Here is a 19,729-nt window from a genome sequence, read left to right on the forward strand (position 1 = left end):
CTGATAGCTAGACGACGCCTTGTGGACGTATAGCAACGCCATCAGTAACATGGGCTTTGGGAGGACTGCTCATGTTGCGAATGAAGGACAAGATCGCCTTGGTTTTCGGTGCCGGATCGGTGGGGCCTGGATGGGGAAATGGGAACGCAACGGCGGTTGCCTATGCTAGGGAAGGGGCAACGGTGGTTTGTGTCGACGTCAACCTTGACGCCGCGCAAGCTACGCTAGCGATCATTCTTGCCGAAGGCGGTAAAGGACTTGCTCTTGCCGCAGACGTGACCAAGGCGGCAGAGATCACCGCAGTTGTTGATCGGACTCTGGAGGACTTTCACCGGATCGACGTGCTCCACAACAATGTTGGCATCAATCTTCCAGGAGGCGCCGCCGACGCAACGGAGGATAGTTTCAAGCGGGTCATGGACGTGAACCTGACCAGTGCCTTCCTGACATGCAAGACGGTTCTTCCCGTGATGGAAAAACAGGGAAAGGGAGCAATCATCAATATCTCCTCCCTCGCCGCCATCAGGTGGACCGGCTATCCCTATGTTTCCTATTACGCGTCAAAAGCGGCACTTACACACTTTACACGAGCAATTGCTATCGAGTTTGCCGGCAAAGGCATCCGCGCCAATAGTATCTTGCCCGGGCTGATGGACACGCCGCACGTTCAAAAACAGATCAGTGGGTACCATGGCTCGCCCGCGGAGATGAAGGCAAAGCGGGATGCGTTGTCACCGATGAAGCGGCAAGGGGATGGCTGGGATGTCGCCTGGGCGTCTGTCTTTCTGGCGTCGGATGAAGCGAAGTTCATCAACGGGGTTGAATTGCCCATCGACGGTGGCATGCATGTCACCGTTGCCGGAAGCCTTCCGTCTTAAATGGTAGGGCGATCCATCAACGCGTTCCACAAGATGGAGCGATAGACACTGAACATGTGACCTGATGATCATTATTCTCTTGCCACCCCGCTCCATCCTCGCCAAACTCGTATGCTAGAGGGAAGGGCGTCGATCCATATCGTGGATCGACCAGCAGGAGGAACCATCGGAGGAGCCGGTTGTACAAGCCGCGGGTGTTTGGGAGCGCCCGACTTCACCGATGTTTGCTTGTCCCGCGCCGCGTGCAAAAGAGGAGGTGCATGCTTGGGAGTGGCTGAGAAGACAGCAGCAGACGATGTCGGCGACTTTTCGCTCGCGGGACTGGGATCGTTAGACCCGCCTCGGTCGTCATCGCGCTGGATGCGGCCGGTCGAAGCCGTGGCTGCTTTGCTGCTCGTGGTGATCATCGCACTGCTCTTTACCGGCGTGGTGTCTCGCTATCTCTTTTCGCTTCCCATCATCTGGGTGGACGAGGTCGCTTCGCTGTCCTTTCTCTGGTTGGCCATGCTCGGCTCGGCTCTTGCCATTGATCGCAACGAGCACCTGCGGCTGACGTTGTTTGTGAACTTTCTTCCTGAACGTCTGCGCCAGCAGACAGACACTGCCGCTTTGTTGCTGGTGGCCCTGTTTCTGGCGGTGATGCTGCGTCCCGCTGTGGAATATGCAATGGAGGAGGTGTTCATCACCTCTGCAGCGCTCAACATTCCGATGAGCTGGCGAGCGTCAGCGCTCCCGGTCGGGATCGCCTTGATGCTGGCCTTGGCGCTATACCGTGCCCTTCGGGGGGCAAACCCCATGACGGTACTGGCCTGTGTGATGGTGGTTGCCGGCGCGACAGTCGTTCTCTGGTGGCTGACGCCCGGCCTTAAGATGATAGGCAACTGGAACATCCCGATCTTCCTCGTTGGTTTCGTTGCCCTCTTCCTTGTTGCTGGAGTCCCTATTGCTTTCTGCTTTGGCCTCGGGACGCTCGCCTTTCTGACGTTCAGTACATCCGTGCCGATCTTCGTCATGATTGGCCGTATCGACGAAGGCATGTCGAGCATTGTCCTCTTGTCGGTGCCAATCTTCGTCCTGCTTGGTTGCATTCTGGACGCCACTGGCATGGGACGGGCAATTGTCGATTTTCTCGCCTCCCTCCTGGGACACGTGCGCGCAGGAATGTCCTACGTTCTGCTGGGCTCGCTATTTCTCGTATCGGGTATATCCGGCTCGAAGGTCTCGGATATGGCGACCGTCGCTCCGGCCTTGTTCCCGGAAATGAAGCGGCGCGGGCACAAGCCCCCGGAGATGATCGCTCTGCTCGCGACCGGTGCGGCCATGGCCGAGACTGTGCCGCCGTCGATTGTCCTGATTGTCCTCGGATCGGCGGCTGGCGTCTCGATCGCCGGCCTGTTTACCGCTGGCTTCGCAATCGCAATGGTGCTGCTTTTGGTCCTGGCGATACTGGCACGCTGGAAGGCCCGCCATGAGGTGTCGGACGGCGTCCGGCGCGCGCCCTTTTCGATCATCAAGGCGACCTTGCTGGTTGCTGCACCTGCGCTTGTGCTGCCGTTTCTCATTCGAGCCGCTGTTGGCGAAGGTGTCGCAACTGCGACGGAAGTCTCAACGATTGCGGTCCTCTACGCATTGGTCATCGGTGCTGTTTTATACGGAGGGATCAGTCGCAGCCGGCTTTATGCAATGCTTGTGGAGACCGCAGCCCTATCGGGCGCGATCCTGATGATCCTTGGCGCTGCTTCGGCCATGGCGTGGGCCCTCACTCAGACCGGATTTGCTGCCCAATTGGTCGCAGGGGTCCAGGCGCTCCCGGGAGGCTGGCTGACGTTCATGGGGGTGACCGTTCTGATCTTTCTCGTGCTTGGCTGCGTACTGGAAGGTCTGCCCGCCATCGTCCTCATGGCACCCATCATGTTTCCCGTCGCGCGCTCTCTGGGGATCAACGACGTGCACTATTCGATGGTGGTCGTGACAGCCATGAATATTGGTTTGATGACGCCGCCGATCGGCATAGGCTTCTACATCGCCTGTAAGATCGGCAACGTGGCGCCTGATGAGGCGATGCGCGCCATCTGGCCTTACATCGGTGCACTGCTTGTCGGCCTACTACTAATCGCCGCCGTACCATTTTTCTCGACCGCTTTGCTTTGAAGGCGCCGAGACCGCATCACGAGTGAACCACAGGAGGAGGGTTTCATGAATGTAAAGCGCAGAACATTGATGCTGGGAGCTGCAGCAACCGGTATCGCAACAACATTCTCTATCCGAACAAGACCGGCAAACGCGGCGGAATTCACCTACAAGTTTGCCAATAACCAGACGCTCACACACCCGATGAATGTCCGTGCGCAGGAGGCCGTCAACAAGATCCAGGAGGAATCGGGCGGCCGGATGGCCATCAATATCTTTCCTTCCAGCCAGCTCGGCGCCGATACCGACATGTTGAGCCAGGTTCGATCCGGCGGTGTCGAGATGTTCAGCCTTTCGCCGATCATCCTTTCGACACTGGTGCCGAACTCCTCCCTGAATGGCGTTGGCTTCGCGTTCAACAGCTATGACGAGGTCTGGCCGGCGATGGACGGGGAGCTGGGCACCTATGTGCGCGGCCAGATCGAGGACAAGGGCCTGCTGACGCTGGACAAGATCTGGGACAACGGTTTTCGGCAGATCACTTCGTCAAAGGGACCGATCCAGACGCCAGAAGACCTGGAAGGCTTCAAAATTCGAGTGCCGGTTAGCCCGCTTTGGACATCGATGTTCACTGCGTTCGGGTCGTCACCGGCCAGCATCAATTTTGCTGAAACCTACACCGCTTTGCAAACTGGCGTGGTTGATGGTCAGGAGAACCCATTGGCTATCATCTCCACCGCAAAGCTCTTTGAGGTGCAGCAGTATGTGTCGATGACGAACCACATGTGGGACGGCTTCTGGATCCTGCTGAATCGACGGGCGTGGCAAGCGCTGCCGGAAGATCTTCAAGAGATCGTATCAAAGAATTTCAACGCTGCAGCCGAATTGCAGCGCAAGGATGTAATGGACCTGAATGCGACGGTTCAAGATGAACTTGAAAGCAAGGGGATGACGTTCAACACCCCCGACGCCAAGCTGTTTCAGGAGAAACTTAGAAGCGCCGGTTTCTATGCCGACTGGAAAAGCAAGTACGGGGAGGAGGCTTGGGCAATCCTCGAGAAGGCGGTTGGAAAGCAGTTAAGCTAGGCAACTGCGGAAGCGGCTATGGGCGAGATCCTACCGAGCATCGATCTTGAGCAGGTCGCTTCCGCGTCCGGCGCACGGGCGGTCGAGCGTGCGCTGAGTCTCCTGTCGGTTGTTGGAAAGGGCGCGCAGGTGGGCGTCTCTTTGGCAGACGTCGTTCGCCAGAGCGGCCTCAACAAACCCACTGCGCGGCGATTGCTGATTGCTTTGATCGGGGCTCGCCTTGTTGAGCAGGACCAGACAACCCGCCGGTATTTTCTGGGGCCTGAGCTTTACGTCCTCGGGATGCTGGCCTCGACCCGGTATGGGCTATTGGAGATGGCGGCTGACAGTCTGCATCGCTTGTCGATGGTCACGAAAGACACCAGCTTCGTTTCCATGCGGCGGGGCGATTACGCTGTCTGCTTGCACCGCCAAGAGGGAACGCATCCTGTGAAAACCCACGCGCTTCTTGCAGGAGACCAAAATCCGCTTGGCGTTGGCGCCGGTTCGCTTGCCATGCTTGCGACACTTCCCGACGAGGAAATCGCCGCGATCTTGCGACGCACCGAGGGAGTGATCGCTGCCCAGTATCCTGGCTACACCCGCGAAGTCATCGAGCAGGATGTGCGCCAAACGAGATTACGAGGTTATGCCGTCAATCCCGGCCGGGTCATCGCGAGCTCCTGGGGAATCGCAATGGCAGTCATGTCGCCGGATGGACGCCTTGCGGGTGCGCTCTCCATCGCGGCAATCGACAGCCGCATGACGGAGGCGCGTCAGTTGGAACTTGCCGCGCTTTTGGCCGAAGAAGTGAGGCGCGTCCAACTGAAGCTCAACGAAGTCTTTCAGGTTCATTCGGCGCAGGCCCAAACCGCGACCCAAGCCCTGGCATTGAAAGCGGCAGTGCCAGCATCGGCAAGAGGAGAGCAGCAGTGACCACAGCACAGATCGTCGGATGGGCCCATTCCAAGTTCGGCAAGTCCGATGCACCCGCCACGCGAGAACTCATGGCGCAAGTCATTCATCCCGCGCTTGCGCATGCCGGAATCGAGCCACGCGACGTGGACGGCATCTTCGTTGGCGTGTTCAACAACGGCTTCACCAAACAGGATTTCCAAGGTGCGTTGGTGGCAATGGCGGCAGACGGGTTCGACCACACGCCTGCAGTCAGACTGGAAAATGCCTGCGCGACAGGATCGGCGGCGATATACTCGGCGCTCGACTTCATCGCATCTGGCCGCGGTAAGATCGCGCTCGTGGTCGGCGCCGAGAAGATGACATCCTTGCCGGGCAAGGAGACCGGAGATGTTCTTCTCTCAGCGTCCTTCCGGGAAGAAGAGGCTGACGTCGAAGGCGGTTTCGCCGGACTTTTCGGACGGATCGCCAGCACTTACTTCCAGCGCTATGGTGACCGTTCTGAGGAGTTGGCGATGATTGCCGCCAAGAACCACGCCAACGGGATGGCCAACCCCTACGCGCATATGCAGCGCAATTTTTCCTTTGAGTTCTGCAACACCGTTTCTGACAAAAACCCCTATGTCGCCGGGCCTTTGCGACGCACCGACTGTTCCCTGGTTTCCGATGGGGCGGCCGCACTGGTGATCGCCCATCCAGATGTTGCTGCCAACCTGATACGCGCGGTCAGTTTTCGGGCTCGCTCTCACGTCAACGATATCCTCGCGTTGTCACGTCGCGATCCTCTCGCGTTCGATGGAGCGAGGCTGGCTTGGGAGAAGTCATTGGAAGCAGCAGGCTTGACACTTGAAGATCTCGATTTCGTTGAAACCCATGACTGTTTCACCATCGCCGAACTGATCGAGTACGAGGCTATGGGTCTGGCAAAGCCTGGTGAAGGTCACAGGGTCATCCGCGAGGGCGTCACGACGATGGGCGGCAAGCTCCCGGTCAATCCCTCAGGCGGTCTGAAATCAAAGGGACATCCCGTCGGTGCGACAGGGGTTTCGATGCACGTCATGGCGGCGATGCAGCTTTGCGGAGAGGCTGGCGACATGCAAGTGCAACACGCCTCGACAGCCGGAGTTTTCAACATGGGTGGCGCGGCTGTCGCCAATTATGTGTCCATTCTAGAGCGCGCCAAATGAATCAAGACGGCTCAGCGGACATGGTGGTTGCTACGGCTCCGGCGGGCGGGCTTAGCCCGCGCTCGACACGCGTCATGAACCTTGCACGGTTTCTAACGCAGGCGATGGGGCGTGATCCTGAGGGCGTTGCCCTTGTGTGGGGGCCCCATCGCTGGACCTGGGCGCAATTGGACGCCCGGGTTGATGCGATGGCCGCTGCTCTGCAACAGCGTTACGACGTCAAGAAGGGCGACCGCATTCTGGTTCAGTCGCAGAACTGCAACCAAATGTTCGAATCCATGTTTGCCTGCTTCAGGATCGGCGCTGTCTGGGTTCCAACCAACTTTCGCCAAACTCCCGACGAAGTTGCCTACCTTGCTCAGGCAAGCGGTGCCATCGGCATGATAGTCAACGCTTCCTTCGCAGATCATGCGGCCGCAGTGAAGGAGGCAAATCCGCAGATAAGCTTCGTGATCGCCATCGGGGACGCGGAGTTTGGGCCGGATTACGAACAACTCGTGGAGCAGTACAGTGGCACCAAGCCACAGGAGGCTGCCGTCGATCGGGATGACCCTTGCTGGTTCTTCTTTACATCGGGAACCACGGGGCGACCAAAAGCTGCGGTCCTCACGCACGGGCAGATGGCTTTTGTGGTCAACAACCATCTGTGTGACCTGATGCCTGGGCTAACCGCGCGTGAAGCGTCGCTTGTCGTGGCACCCCTGTCACATGGAGCGGGGGTGCATCAGTTGACCCAGGTGGCCCGAGGCGTCACCACTGTTCTGCTGCCCACCGAAAAATTCGACGTAGAGGCTGCCTGGGCCCTTGTTGAACAATGGCGGGTTTCAACGATGTTCACCGTGCCCACCATTCTCAAACTGCTTGTGGAGCACCCGGCCGTCGAGACTTATGATCACTCGTCGCTGCGTTATGTGATCTACGCCGGTGCCCCCATGTATCGGGAGGATCAGAAACGAGCCCTTCGGGTGCTGGGCCCTGTCCTCGTCCAGTACTTCGGACTGGGTGAGGTGACCGGCGCAATCTCGGTCTTGCCCCCAGCCCTGCATTCAACCGAAGACAATGAGCACGCCAGGATCGGAACGTGTGGTATCGAGCGCACCGGCATGCAGGTGTCGATCCAGAACGAGGCCGGCGAGGAAGTTGGTCCAAATCAGACCGGTGAGATCTGCTGCGTTGGACCCGCCGTTTTTGCGGGTTATTACCAAAATCAGGAGGCGAACGAGAAGTCTTTTCGCAATGGCTGGTTTCGCACAGGCGATCTTGGCCACATGGACGATGAAGGCTTTCTCTACATCACCGGTCGGGCCTCGGACATGTACATCTCGGGAGGTTCGAATGTTTATCCGCGGGAGATTGAAGAGAAGATCCTCAGCTACCCCCCGATAAGCGAGGTAGCGGTCGTGGGGGTTCCCGATCCGCTCTGGGGCGAGGTGGGGGTTGCCATTTGCGTGGCGAATGTCCCGGTCACTGAGCAAGAGGTCCTCGATTTCCTCAACGGCAAGATGGCGCGATACAAGCTGCCAAAACATGTGATGTTTTGGGACGCCTTGCCTAAATCAGCTTACGGCAAGATCACCAAGAAGATGATCCGCGAGGAATTGTACCGCCGTACAGACGTGATGGATATGCAGACTTCAAAGAGGCCTTCCTTATCTGGCGCGCTCGCGCACCCAGGGCCACCGGGCACGGTCCGTCGAGAAGCCGTTCAAACTGCGCTGATGCCCGTGACAGGCCAGTTGCAGCGGGGGGAAACATTCATGGCGGGTGTTGCCCGCGTTTTCGCCGAGGCCGGCTGCCGTGCGGGTATGGTGTCCGTCGAGGGCGGCGCCTGTGATCCTTTTTGCTATGTTCTCCCAGCGCTTGCCCATAGCAACGAACATGCAGCGTGGTATAGCGACCCGATTGCTCCAAAGGCTGGCGCTCGGTTCATCTCGGCAACCGCCACTTTTGGCGAGAAGGATGCTGCCCCCTTTCTTCACTGCCACGGGCTCTGGGATACTGGCGAGGACTCTCCCCGGATGGGCCATGTGCTGCCTTTCGACAGCATTGTCAGCGAACCGGTAGCAGTTCGCGGCTATGGGAGCGGCCTTCCCGTCTTTACTTCGGTTCCGGACCTCGAGACCAACTTCACTCTATTCTCGGCGCAAGGCCCAAGCGGCGAAGGAAACGGAATATTTCTTCGCCTGCGTCCGAATGAAGACGTCTGCACCGCCGTCGAAGAGGTTTGCGCCGAGCGCGGTATCACAAGGGCGCGCATCTTTGGGCTTGGTAGCATCTACATGCCTGTCTTCGACGACGGACGACAAATAGGTTGCGTTGCTACCGAGGTTTTCGTCGATGATGGGGCGCTGGAACATGGTTCCGACGGCGTGCGAGCGCAGATCGACGTCGGCGTGGTTGATGTGGATGGGAATGTCGACAAGGGCCGCTTACGGAGAGGACGAAATCCAGTCGGCGTGACATTCGAACTCCTGGTGGTAAGTCTTGACGACACACACGCCTCCTCAAGGGTCGAGCCATAAAAAAACAAATGGTCGTCCACTGCAGCCCTGGGCTGAGAGCTCTGCGGCTCGATGGTATAAACGATTGTCGGGTGAATGAGGCACGGCACTTAGAGGATGACAGGCGGCGGGCAACGCCTCTTCGCGGCGTTCATTCCCTCCAACCATCCGCTCACGCCCATGGCAGCATGCCTTGGCGTTCATCAAAAACGGCAGGCAATTGAAGCCGTGCAATCCGAATACAATGCGGATGATACCGCGTGGCGTTCACTTCATCTCACCGTTTGGCCACGCGGTCGCTGCCCCGACAAGAGGGGCAAGCTCGCCGGGGGATGAAGAGTACAGGTGGATGGCAACGGTTCGACATGGATCCGTCACAAAACTGTTATGCGGGCGCGATAGAGGGGTGCCGACGCCGAAGCGTCAAACCGAATTCTCAGGGGAGAAAATCATGAAGAAGTACCTTGGAAGCTGCGCGGTCGTCGCACTCATGCTGGCTACGACGGGCACTGCCGCGGCTCGCGATCAGATCCAGATCGCCGGCTCCTCGACCGTCCTGCCGTACGCCTCAATCGTTGCCGAAGCCTTCGGCGAGAACTTCGAACATCCGACTCCTGTCGTCGAATCCGGTGGCTCTGGCGCCGGCCGCAAGAAGCTCTGCGAAGGTGTTGGCGAAAACACCATCGACATCGCGAATTCTTCTTCGCGCATCAAGCAGTCGGACATCGATAACTGCAAGGCCAATGGCGTTAACGAGATCCAAGAAGTCCGCATCGGCTACGACGGTATCGTCTTCGCTTCGGACATCAATGGCCCTGCGTTCAAGTTCACGCCTGCCGATTGGCATGCAGCTCTTGCTGCCAAGGTCGTCAAGGACGGTCAGCTTGTCGACAATCCGAACAAGAACTGGAGCGACGTCCGTTCGGATCTTCCCGAGCAGCCAATCCTTGCCTTCATTCCAGGAACAAAGCATGGCACCCGCGAAGTTTTCGACGAGAAGGTTCTTCTCGCCGGCTGCGAAGAAAACGGGACGATGGAAGCTCTGAAGGCTGCCAACAACGGCGATGAAGATGCCGCTGAAGAAGCCTGCATGGATCTGCGCACGGATGGCGTTTCCGTTGACATCGACGGCGACTACACCGAGACGCTGTCTCGCATCGACGCCAACAAGAACGCCATTGGTGTTTTCGGTCTGTCCTTCTACCAGAACAACACCGACAAGCTGCAGGTCGCCACGATGAGCGACGTAGAACCGTCCGTCGATACCATCGCGTCTGGTGAGTACCCTGTGTCGCGTCCGCTGTACTTCTACGTGAAGAACGCGCACCTTGACGTTATTCCGGGTCTGCAGGAATACGTCGAGTTCTTCGTGTCCGACGAAATGGCTGGTCCGGACGGCCCGCTGGCCCAGTACGGCCTTGTGTCGGATCCGGAGCTTGCCAAGACGCAAGAAGCCGTTAAGAACCGCACCCCGATGGGTCCGCTGAACTAAGACCAGTCTTTGTCCTGGCGGCGCACTGGGTTGCGCCGCCAGGATTTCCTCGTTGAAGGATATACGCCAGATGAGCGTTGGCAGCATTGTTCTTGTTCTACTCGTGCTCGCCGTGATCGGCTATTTCCTCGGCAGAGGGCGCTCTCTGTCTGCGGCCAAACGCGATCACGTCAAGCTTCATTCTCTTCCCGGCTACTACGGACAGACCGTCGCTCTGTTCGTAGCGGTCCCCGCGTTTCTCCTGCTGATCGTCTGGCTCTTCATCCAACCCGTTTTGATCGAAAGCCGTGTCAACGAGATGCTGCCGGACAGCGTCATACCCGAGGGTGGGGCACGCAGCCTGGTCATGGCGGATGTCCGTCAGATCGCGGGCGGACTTGATGCCGTCCTAAACCGAACGGGGCTGACTGAAGAGGCCCTGGATGATGGGAGGCTAGACGTCTCCAACGTCAGGGCAAGACTTGCCGAGGTTGGTGTCGCGTTGGGCAGTGACGTGCCGACAGAGGTCTACGAGGCCGCAAAGACCTATCGCCGAAGTGCTGACACCGGCGACCTGCTCATGGCAATTGCCGTCATTGGAACGGCACTGGGTTTGGGCGTCTGGGCGTTGATGCGGATCAGCCCGAAGATGCGGGCCCGCAACGTCAGCGAGAACTTCGTTCTGGCGCTGCTGATTGGCTCGTCGACCATCGCGATTCTGACGACCGCGGGGATTGTTGCCTCGCTCGTTTTTGAAACCGTCAACTTCTTCAAGATGTATCCGGCGTCGGAGTTCTTCTTCTCCACCGTATGGAACCCTCAGTTTCGCGGTGGCTCTGAACTCGGCATCTGGCCGCTGCTGTGGGGAACCCTTTATATCTCCTTGGTTGCGCTCCTTGTCGCGGTGCCAATCGGGCTGATGATCGCCATCTATCTTGCGGACTATGCAAGCCAGTCACTTCGAAGTCTTGCAAAGCCTGCGATCGAGATCCTCGCCGGCATTCCCACGATCGTTTACGGTCTGTTTGCGCTGATCACCGTCGGCCCCTTCCTTCGTGACTGGATCGCGCAGCCACTAGGTCTCGGCAATTCGTCATCTTCGGTCCTCACTGCAGGCTTGGTAATGGGCGTGATGATCATCCCCTTCGTCAGCTCGCTTTCCGATGATATCATCAATGCGGTCCCGCAGGCCATGCGCGACGGTTCCTATGCGATGGGGGCAACCCAATCGGAAACGATCAAGCGGGTAATTCTGCCAGCCGCGCTGCCGGGTATCGTTGGCGCGATCTTGCTTGCGGCCAGCCGCGCAATCGGTGAAACCATGATTGTCGTTCTGGGCGCTGGCGCTGCTGCACGGCTCGACCTCAATCCTTTCGAGGCAATGACCACGGTGACCGTCAAGATCGTCAGCCAGTTGACCGGCGACACCGAATTCGCCAGTCCCGAAACGCTGGTCGCGTTCGCCCTTGGGCTGACCCTCTTCGTCATCACGCTCGGGCTCAACGTGCTGGCCCTTTACGTCGTGCGCAGATACCGGGAGCAGTACGAATGACCGATATGGCCGTTGAAACTACAGGCAAGGCGACGATGGCCGGCGACGCACGCACCAGAAAACGCCACGCAGCCGAGCGCAGGTTCAGGCTGATGGGTCAGTTGGCGGTAGCGATTGGCGTATTGGCTCTCCTAGGCTTGCTCGCCTCCATTCTTTCAAACGGGCTTTCATCGTTCCGGCAGACCTACATCACGCTCGAGATCTATCTGGACCCGGGCGTGCTGGACAAGCAGGGTACGCGGGATCCCGCCGACATCGCCAAGATCACGACATTTGGCTATGCGCCGCTGATCAAGGGATCGTTGGTCAAGGTGATGCAGGATCGCGGCGTGGGCGGCGAAGCGGATGCCGACATGGCAGTTGCGCTGATCTCAAAGGAGGCTCCAGCAATTCTGCGCAATTACGTGCTGGCCGATCCCTCGCAGATTGGCGAGACTGTAGAGTTCAACCTTCTAGCGTCCGGGCGTATCGACGGTTACTACAAAGGCCGCGTGAGTATGGCGAGTGCGGAACTCGATCGCAACACGTCGCCCGAACAGTTGAGATTTGCGGATGAGTTGAAGGAAGCAGGCATCCTCGTTACGCGCTTCAACTGGGACTTCTTCACGGCGCCCGACGCTTCCGACACGCGACCGGAGGCGGCCGGCCTCGGCGTCGCCATTCTCGGCTCGGCCTATATGATGTTGATCGTGCTGGTGCTGTCGTTGCCGATCGGGGTTGCAGCCTCCATCTATCTGGAAGAATTTGCGCCGCGAAATCGGTTCACCGACTTAATCGAGGTAAACATCGCAAACCTCGCGGCCGTTCCTTCGATCGTCTTCGGCATCCTTGGCCTGGCCGTCTTCATCAACATCGTGGGGCTGCCGCAATCGGCGCCCGTCGTTGGCGGACTGGTCTTGACGCTCATGACGCTGCCGACAATCATCATTGCGACGCGTGCTGCGCTCAAAGCTGTTCCGCCCTCCATCCGCGATGCCGCTCTGGGTGTTGGGGCATCGAGAATGCAGTCGGTCTTCCATCATGTCCTGCCGCTCGCCATGCCAGGGATATTGACCGGCACGATTATTGGACTTGCGCAGGCATTGGGAGAAACAGCTCCGCTGCTTCTCATCGGGATGGTCGCGTTCGTTCGTGACTATCCTGCGGCCCCCCCCGAAGGATTTTTCGACCCGGCTTCAGCGCTGCCGGTTCAGGTTTACAACTGGACGCAGCGTGGTGATCCTGCCTTCGTCGAACGTGCCTCCGGAGCCATTATTGTGTTGCTGGTGTTCCTTCTGGTGATGAACCTTGTCGCAGTGATTCTCCGCCGCCGTTTCGAGCGTCGGTGGTAAGGGGAGAAGCGAGATGAACGTTTTGACGGAAGCTGCCACTGAAAAGGCACTGGTAAAGAAGATGAACGAAATCAATTACAAGATGGTTGGGCAGGACGTTTCCGTCTACTACGGAGACAAGCGAGCCCTGTTCGACGTCAATCTCGGCGTCCGCGACAACACCGTAACGGCACTGATCGGTCCTTCCGGGTGCGGCAAGTCTACCTTCCTGCGGTGCCTAAACCGCATGAACGACACCATTCAGAGCGCCAAGGTTACCGGCCGCATCACCCTGGATGGTCAAGATATCCACGATCCGTCGATCGACGTGGTCGAACTTCGCGCCCGCGTCGGCATGGTCTTCCAAAAGCCCAACCCGTTCCCCAAGTCCATTTACGAGAACGTTGCCTACGGACCACGCATCCATGGTCTGGCGCGCTCAAAGCCCGACATGGACCAGATCGTCGAAAGCAGCCTGCAGAAGGCGGGTCTCTGGAATGAAGTGAAAGACCGCCTGAACGAAGCCGGCACCGGTCTGTCTGGGGGACAACAGCAGCGTCTTTGCATTGCCCGTGCAGTCGCCGTTTCTCCAGAAGTCATCCTCATGGACGAGCCCTGTTCGGCGCTTGATCCGATTGCTACGGCGCGCGTGGAGGAACTGATCCACGAGCTCCGCGCAAATTACTCGATCGTTATCGTCACCCATTCCATGCAGCAGGCGGCGCGCGTATCGCAGCGCACGGCGATGTTCCATCTCGGCCATCTCGTGGAAGAGGACGACACCGACAAGATGTTCACCAATCCCAACGACCAGCGGACGCAGGATTACATCATGGGCCGGTTCGGCTGATCCGTAGCCGCCGCCCTGTTTCGAAGACATTGAGGATCCGAACTATGCCATCCAGCCATATCATGTCGGCCTACGACGAGGAACTGAAGTATCTCACCCGCCGCATCTCGGAGATGGGCGGCCTGGCGGAGCAGATGTGCGCAGATGCGGTTCGCGCTCTCGTCAATTCCGACACGGCACTCGCCCAGAAGGTCATCTCCGACGACGTCATCCTCGACTCTGCAGAGCGTGAAATTGGCGAGAAGGCGATTGTGACGATCGCCAAGCGCCAGCCCATGGCAGCGGACCTGCGCGAGATCATCGGCTCCCTTCGCATCGCCGCCGACCTCGAGCGGGTAGGGGATCTCGGCAAGAATACCGCCAAGCGCGTGATCGCCGTGCAGGAGACGGGGATACCCAGGAACCTCGCGCGCGGACTGGAGCACCTGTCGGAGCTTGCGCTCTTTCAATTGAAGGACGTGCTCGACGTCTACGTAACACGCTCGGCGGAGAAGGCGGAAGCTATTCGGCAGCGTGACGAGGAGATCGACGCGATGTACACCTCCCTCTTTCGCGAACTGCTGACCTATATGATGGAGGATCCGCGCAACATCACGAGTTGTACGCACCTGCTGTTCTGCGCCAAGAACATCGAGCGCATCGGCGACCACGCGACCAACATTGCCGAGACGATTTACTACATGGCAACGGGTATGCAGCCGGAAGGCGAGCGCCCTAAGGATGACAGGTCAAATACGCTCAGCGCGATCCTGAGCGACGAGTAAAGGGGGCGGAGCGCGTCGCGATGCAACCAAAAATTACTGTCGTGGAAGACGAAGAAGCGCTGAGCGTGCTTCTTCGCTACAATCTCGAAGCCGAGGGTTACGAGGTGGAGACGATCGTCAAGGGAGACGAGGCTGAGCTTAGGCTTCAGGAGCGGGTTCCCGATCTCCTTATCCTCGACTGGATGCTGCCGGGAGTTTCGGGGATCGAGCTTTGCCGGCGCCTGCGCCAGCGCCGCGAGACCGAGCGCCTGCCGATCATCATGCTGACGGCTCGTGGGGAGGAAAGTGAGCGGGTTCGCGGACTTTCGACGGGTGCGGACGACTACGTGGTAAAGCCGTTTTCGACGCCCGAACTGATGGCGCGTGTCAAGGCGATGCTGCGGCGCGCGAAGCCGGAGGTGCTGTCGACCGTCCTTAAATGTGGCGACATCGAGCTCGACCGCGAAACCCATCGCGTCCACCGCAAGAGCCGCGAGGTGCGCCTTGGCCCGACGGAATTCCGGCTCCTGGAATTCCTGATGTCGTCGCCCGGCCGCGTCTATTCTCGCGCGCAGCTTCTCGACGGCGTCTGGGGACATGACATCTATGTCGACGAACGGACCGTTGACGTCCATGTGGGGCGGCTGCGAAAGGCGCTCAACTTCTCCAACATGCAGGATGTCATCCGCACAGTTCGTGGCGCCGGATACTCAATGGAAGGCAGCTGAGCAGACCGTGCGCACGAGGACCGCATGCTGCATTGCGACCAGAGCGCTGTTGGTCGCAATGCAGAAGGGCCTGGGAGCTGTAAAGCTTCATCGGCACGCGCGTTGACGACGGACGATCGCTAAGCGAACGGCGTGAAAAGGTCGTTCCAGACCTCCCTGATCATCAATGCTCATGCGTCCGGGACATCGAAACTTATGCATTGTAGTATTTTGTGGTGAGAGCGCAGGGGTTCGAACCCTGGACCTACTGATTAAAAGTCAGTTGCTCTACCGGCTGAGCTACGCTCTCCCTTGGCGGGCGCGAAGCCCTTGGAAGTGCGCGGAACATATTCAGAGGCCCTTTCCGGGTCAACCGCAAAAACAGCGAAAGTTGCGGCGGATCGACGCCAACGGTATTCCGCGCGAAAAGGTGATTGGCACAAGCGGTCGCACGTGCTTTAGGCAGGCGAGGTTTGGGCTTGCAGGCCCGCTGCTGGAGACGGTTGTTGTCCATAGCTGAGATTTCGTTGTTGAGCGCTCTGCTTGCGGGTGCGTTGTCCTTTCTCTCCCCGTGCGTTCTGCCGCTGGTGCCGCCATATCTGTGCTACATGGCCGGCATCTCTGTGGATCAATTCCGGGGGAAGGGCGCTGCGGTGGCCGCGGTCAACACGAGACGGGCGGTGCTCGGTCCCGCTTTCCTCTTCACGCTGGGGTTCGCCACCGTATTCGTCGCCCTTGGGGCAGGCGCCTCCACGATCGGGGTGATTCTGCGTCAGCATCTCGATCTTCTGTCGAAGATCGGCGGACTGATCATCATTCTCATGGGCCTGAACTTCCTCGGCCTTTTCCGCATCGGCATTCTGTCGCGCGAGGCGCGTTTCCAAGGTGGTGGCAAGCCAGCGACCCTATCGGGCGCTTATGTCATGGGGCTCGCCTTCGCCTTCGGCTGGACCCCCTGCATCGGTCCCGTTCTCGGCGCCATCCTTGGCGTGGCTGCGTCCAGGGAAACCGTCGGCGACGGCGCCGCCCTGCTCGCAGTCTATTCGCTCGGGCTTGCTGTCCCGTTCTGGATTGCAGCAGGCTTCTCCGGCGCCTTTATGCGCTTTCTCGGCCGCTTCCGGCGCCATCTCGGTGCGGTCGAGAAGGTGATGGGCTCGCTGCTCGTGCTGACCGGCCTTGCGTTCATGATGGGCCTTGTGAGCGATGTTGCCATCTGGTTTCAGCAGACCTTCCCAATCCTGACGCAAATCGGCTAAGGCGGACACTCGCCCGCCCCAACGCCGGATGATGGGAATCCATGGCCGATATCATCGCACTGCTTTTGCCCTTCTTCGGGCTGATCCTGATCGGTTATTCAGCCGCCCGCCTGACGAAGCAGCCGGCAGAGGCGCTCGGCTGGATGAACACATTCATCATCTATGCTGCGCTTCCGGCTTTGTTTTTCAAGCTGGTTTCCCGCACGCCTATCGAGGATCTTGCCCGCATAGACTTCATTCTTTCCGATATCGCGGCAACCTATCTAATCTATAGCGCACTCTTCGCTGTCACCTACCTCACTCGGCGCGCAACATTCGCCAGTTCCACCATCCAGGCTTTTGCAGGCTCATACGGCAATATCGGCTATATGGGGCCGGGACTTGCGCTCCTAGCATTCGGTGAGGCTGCAGCTGTGCCGGTGGCATTGATCGTCTGCTTTGAGAACGCAATGCATTTCATCGTCGCTCCGGCGATGATGGCGATCGCCGGAGGCGATCAACGGCCACCAACGCAACTGGCGGCGGATGTCCTGCGCAAAGTGACGCTTCATCCCTTTATCCTTTCCACCGCCCTTGGATTTGCCGTCGCGGCGAGTGGGGTCGAGGTGCCGCTCGCCGGCCAGCGACTGGTAGACTACCTTGCCCAGGCCGCCGCTCCTTGCGCTCTTTTCGCTATGGGCGTCACCCTTGCACTGCGGCCGCTGACAAGGGTTCCGATAGAGATCGGCTATCTGGCGCTTGCGAAGCTCGTTCTGCTCCCCGCTACTGTCTACATCGTCCTGTCTCTGGCTGGAGACTTCGACCCCATCTGGGTCTATTCGGCCGTGCTGCTCGCCGGCCTGCCGACGGCCACCAACGTCTTCGTCATCAGCCAGCAGTATGGGATCTGGCAGGAGAGAGCGTCGGCAACGGTGCTGATCACGACAGCGCTGTCGGTGCTGACGCTGCCGATACTGCTCTACGTCATGAGCGCGGGCATCCTACCGCCGGACCTCTTCCCTTAGGCTGTCGACAAAGGCTCGCAAGCCTCGCCCGGGCTCGACCCCTTCACGCATCACAAGATTACGTAACGGCGGTAGGGCCGACAGCAGATGGAGTCCCGCAGAGCGGGACAGTTGGACGGGAAGAAAATCGGAGAGCAGCGAACGGTTCAGGAGGTCGACGCCAAAAGTCCGGCTCATGATGTCCGGGCGACGCCTGCGATTGAAGCGTTCACCGGCATCGGTCGGTACAGGACGATCCGGGTTAGCTGAAAGGACCCCAACCAAGTCGATGGTATCGCGCAGCGACAGATTCAGCCCCTGAGCACCGATGGGCGGGAAGGCGTGTGCCGTTTCTCCCACGAGGGCTAGGCGACCTTTGCCAAAGCGGTCGGCCATCAGGCTCGAAAGCGGCCACGACTGCGGCCCGGGTTCAACCATAACCTTGCCCAGCATCGACTGCATGCGCCCCTCGACCTCCCGCGAAAGACGATCGAGCGGCAACGTGAGGAGCCGTTCGGCCTCATGTGGCTTGACCACCCAGACGAGGCTGGAGCGCTCACCGGGGAGGGGCACCTGCGTAAATGGACCTGTTTCAGTGTGGATCTCCGTCGAGACGTTTCCGTGTGGGATCGAGTGTTGGAAGTTGAGAACGACCGCTGTCTGGGGATAGGCCCACCGGCGAATTCCGATCCCCGCGCTCTGGCGTGTTTTGGAGGCGCGGCCATCGGCCGCGATGACGAAGCCGGCCGATATTGTCTCGCCATTTCCGAGACAAAGCACCGCCTGCTCTCTGGAAAACGATACCGCCTCCACCGTGCCGGTCACTCGGGCGACGTTTGGTTCCGCCGCAATCGCATCGGACAGGGTATCGCGCAAAACCCGATTCGGGATGTTATAGCCAAAGGCGTAGAGCCCGACGTCGGCCGCTCTGAACTGCGCTGTCGGCGCCCGAAGCAGTCTGTTCGTGCCGTCGATGATTTGCATGATCGACAGCGGCGCCGCCTTGGGCATGATCTCCGCCCAAACGCCGAGGCGCTCGATGAATTGGATGGAGTGGTCCATCAATGCGGTCGTGCGCTCATCGGAGCCTTGTGCCTCAGGTGCCACGAAAACCACCTTGCGTCCAACACGTCCCAGTGCCAGGGCCGCCACCGAACCGGCAAGACCGCCACCCACCACTGCGATTTCAAAGTCGTGCATGTTATCATCCTCGTCGGCAGCCCTTCCGGCGCTATGTAGAGCCTTCTCCCACGCTTATCCATGGGACGAGGCAGCGCAGGGGCAAATCCTGTGCGAGACGGGAGGGGCGGCGGTGAAGCGGTTGCAATGGCGCCCGTTTGGCCGCATAGCTCGACTACAGTACAAGTACGGAACAGCGCGTGATCAGACGAATCTTCAACTACCGAAAAGTGCCCTACGCGGAAATCCGCGCTTTCTCGGTTCATCTGCTGACCGCTTCAGGTTCTTTCCTGGCCTTTTTGGGCGTGGTGGCGGCGGGTGAGAACCGCTTTGTCGACATGTTCTGGTGGTTGGGCCTGGCGCTGTTCGTTGACGGAATCGACGGTCCGATCGCACGAAAGGTAAAGGTACGGGAGGTTCTGCCCAATTGGTCAGGCGACACGCTAGATAACATCATCGACTACGTGACCTACGTCCTGCTGCCGGCGTTTGCGCTCTACCAGAGCGGCATGATCGGAGAGCCTTGGTCCTTCCTTGCCGCCGGTCTTATCGTGGTGTCGAGTGCGATCTACTACGCCGACATGGGCATGAAGACCGATGAGTATTTTTTCTCCGGCTTTCCCGTCGTCTGGAACATGGTGATCTTCACGCTCTTCGTCATTCAGGCGAGCGAGACCACCGCCTTCATCGTCATCATCGTGTCCGTCATCTTGACATTCCTCCCGATCAACTTCCTTCATCCTGTGCGGGTGAAGCGGCTACGTCCGCTCAATCTTGCCGTCTTCCTGATCTGGTGCGTGCTAAGCGGCTATTCGCTTCTGTTGCACTTCAATTCGCCCGATTGGCTCGTCTACGGCGTTGTGGCGTCGGGCCTGTACCTCTATTTCGTCGGCGCCGTCATGCAGATGTTTCCCAACCTCGGCCACCGCGGCTAGGCTGTTGGTGCGCTATGTTTCCTGTTGTGCGGAGCAATAAATTCGATATCAATGATGGCGAGCGGAC

General features: G+C 59.1%; 15 protein-coding genes, 1 tRNA gene and 1 pseudogene. 15 read left to right on the top strand and 2 right to left on the bottom strand.

Annotation, left to right across the window (positions count from 1 at the left end; genetic code table 11):
- Nucleotides 1-71 precede the first annotated feature (71 nt).
- The 12 genes and pseudogenes from LXM96_RS06530 to phoB all read left to right on the top strand — a co-directional run bounded on the left by LXM96_RS06530 (nt 72) and on the right by phoB (nt 15,330).
- Nucleotides 72-878, top strand: a complete 807-nt coding sequence (locus LXM96_RS06530; RefSeq protein WP_239997567.1) for an SDR family NAD(P)-dependent oxidoreductase — start codon at nt 72-74, stop codon at nt 876-878.
- 270 nt (nt 879-1,148) lie between these two features.
- Nucleotides 1,149-3,029 carry a TRAP transporter large permease subunit gene (locus LXM96_RS06535; protein WP_394801896.1) on the top strand — a complete coding sequence of 627 codons (1,881 nt, stop codon included), beginning with the start codon at nt 1,149-1,151 and terminating at the stop codon, nt 3,027-3,029.
- 45 nt (nt 3,030-3,074) lie between these two features.
- Nucleotides 3,075-4,094 (top strand): TRAP transporter substrate-binding protein, encoded by a 1,020-nt coding sequence (locus LXM96_RS06540; RefSeq protein WP_239997568.1) that lies wholly within the window; start codon nt 3,075-3,077, stop codon nt 4,092-4,094.
- Nucleotides 4,095-4,112: 18 nt separating this feature from the next.
- Entirely contained in the window at nt 4,113-5,009 is an 897-nt protein-coding gene (locus tag LXM96_RS06545; RefSeq protein ID WP_239997569.1) for an IclR family transcriptional regulator, read from the top strand.
- Nucleotides 5,006-6,175, top strand: a complete 1,170-nt coding sequence (locus LXM96_RS06550) for an acetyl-CoA acetyltransferase (RefSeq protein ID WP_239997570.1) — start codon at nt 5,006-5,008, stop codon at nt 6,173-6,175. The genes LXM96_RS06545 and LXM96_RS06550 overlap by 4 nt, the downstream gene beginning before the upstream one ends.
- A gap of 20 nt (nt 6,176-6,195) precedes the next feature.
- Nucleotides 6,196-7,815 (top strand): annotated as a pseudogene (locus tag LXM96_RS06555) (acyl-CoA synthetase); the annotation flags it as partial.
- 1,312 nt (nt 7,816-9,127) lie between these two features.
- Nucleotides 9,128-10,168: a substrate-binding domain-containing protein gene (locus LXM96_RS06560; RefSeq protein ID WP_239997571.1), complete on the top strand. Its 1,041-nt coding sequence runs from the start codon at nt 9,128-9,130 to the stop codon at nt 10,166-10,168.
- Nucleotides 10,169-10,238: 70 nt separating this feature from the next.
- On the top strand, nt 10,239-11,699 hold the full coding sequence (pstC, locus tag LXM96_RS06565; RefSeq protein ID WP_239997572.1) for a phosphate ABC transporter permease subunit PstC: 1,461 nt from the start codon (nt 10,239-10,241) through the stop codon (nt 11,697-11,699).
- Complete coding sequence (gene pstA / locus LXM96_RS06570) at nt 11,696-13,030, top strand: phosphate ABC transporter permease PstA (RefSeq protein WP_239997573.1); 1,335 nt, start codon at nt 11,696-11,698, stop codon at nt 13,028-13,030. The genes pstC and pstA overlap by 4 nt, the downstream gene beginning before the upstream one ends.
- Before the next feature lie 13 nt (nt 13,031-13,043).
- The gene (gene pstB, locus LXM96_RS06575) at nt 13,044-13,859 is read left to right on the top strand and encodes a phosphate ABC transporter ATP-binding protein PstB (RefSeq protein WP_239997574.1); all 816 of its coding nucleotides are present in this window, start codon (nt 13,044-13,046) and stop codon (nt 13,857-13,859) included.
- 44 nt (nt 13,860-13,903) lie between these two features.
- A complete protein-coding gene (gene phoU / locus LXM96_RS06580) occupies nt 13,904-14,623 on the top strand; it encodes a phosphate signaling complex protein PhoU (protein ID WP_239997575.1) in 720 nt (239 codons plus the stop codon).
- 20 nt (nt 14,624-14,643) lie between these two features.
- On the top strand, nt 14,644-15,330 hold the full coding sequence (gene phoB / locus LXM96_RS06585; protein ID WP_239997576.1) for a phosphate regulon transcriptional regulator PhoB: 687 nt from the start codon (nt 14,644-14,646) through the stop codon (nt 15,328-15,330).
- A gap of 213 nt (nt 15,331-15,543) precedes the next feature.
- On the opposite strand, the gene LXM96_RS06590 is transcribed toward phoB, so the two are convergent.
- Nucleotides 15,544-15,619, bottom strand: a tRNA-Lys gene (locus tag LXM96_RS06590).
- A 196-nt stretch (nt 15,620-15,815) separates the two neighbouring features.
- Here LXM96_RS06590 and LXM96_RS06595 point away from each other — a divergent pair.
- Both LXM96_RS06595 and LXM96_RS06600 read left to right on the top strand, forming a co-directional pair.
- Nucleotides 15,816-16,565 carry a cytochrome c biogenesis CcdA family protein gene (locus LXM96_RS06595; protein WP_239997577.1) on the top strand — a complete coding sequence of 250 codons (750 nt, stop codon included), beginning with the start codon at nt 15,816-15,818 and terminating at the stop codon, nt 16,563-16,565.
- A gap of 41 nt (nt 16,566-16,606) precedes the next feature.
- On the top strand, nt 16,607-17,569 hold the full coding sequence (locus LXM96_RS06600; protein ID WP_239997578.1) for an AEC family transporter: 963 nt from the start codon (nt 16,607-16,609) through the stop codon (nt 17,567-17,569).
- On the opposite strand, the gene LXM96_RS06605 is transcribed toward LXM96_RS06600, so the two are convergent.
- On the bottom strand, nt 17,546-18,748 hold the full coding sequence (locus LXM96_RS06605; RefSeq protein WP_239997579.1) for a UbiH/UbiF family hydroxylase: 1,203 nt from the start codon (nt 18,746-18,748) through the stop codon (nt 17,546-17,548). The two genes, LXM96_RS06600 and LXM96_RS06605, sit on opposite strands and share 24 nt — an antisense overlap.
- Nucleotides 18,749-18,927: 179 nt before the next feature.
- On the opposite strand from LXM96_RS06605, the gene pcsA reads away from it, so the two are divergent.
- Entirely contained in the window at nt 18,928-19,662 is a 735-nt protein-coding gene (gene pcsA / locus LXM96_RS06610) for a phosphatidylcholine synthase (RefSeq protein WP_239997580.1), read from the top strand.
- Nucleotides 19,663-19,729: the final 67 nt, after the last annotated feature.

It is taken from the genome of Rhizobium halophilum, from assembly GCF_021648825.1.
GTDB classification, from domain to species: Bacteria; Pseudomonadota; Alphaproteobacteria; order Rhizobiales; family Rhizobiaceae; genus Neorhizobium; species Neorhizobium halophilum.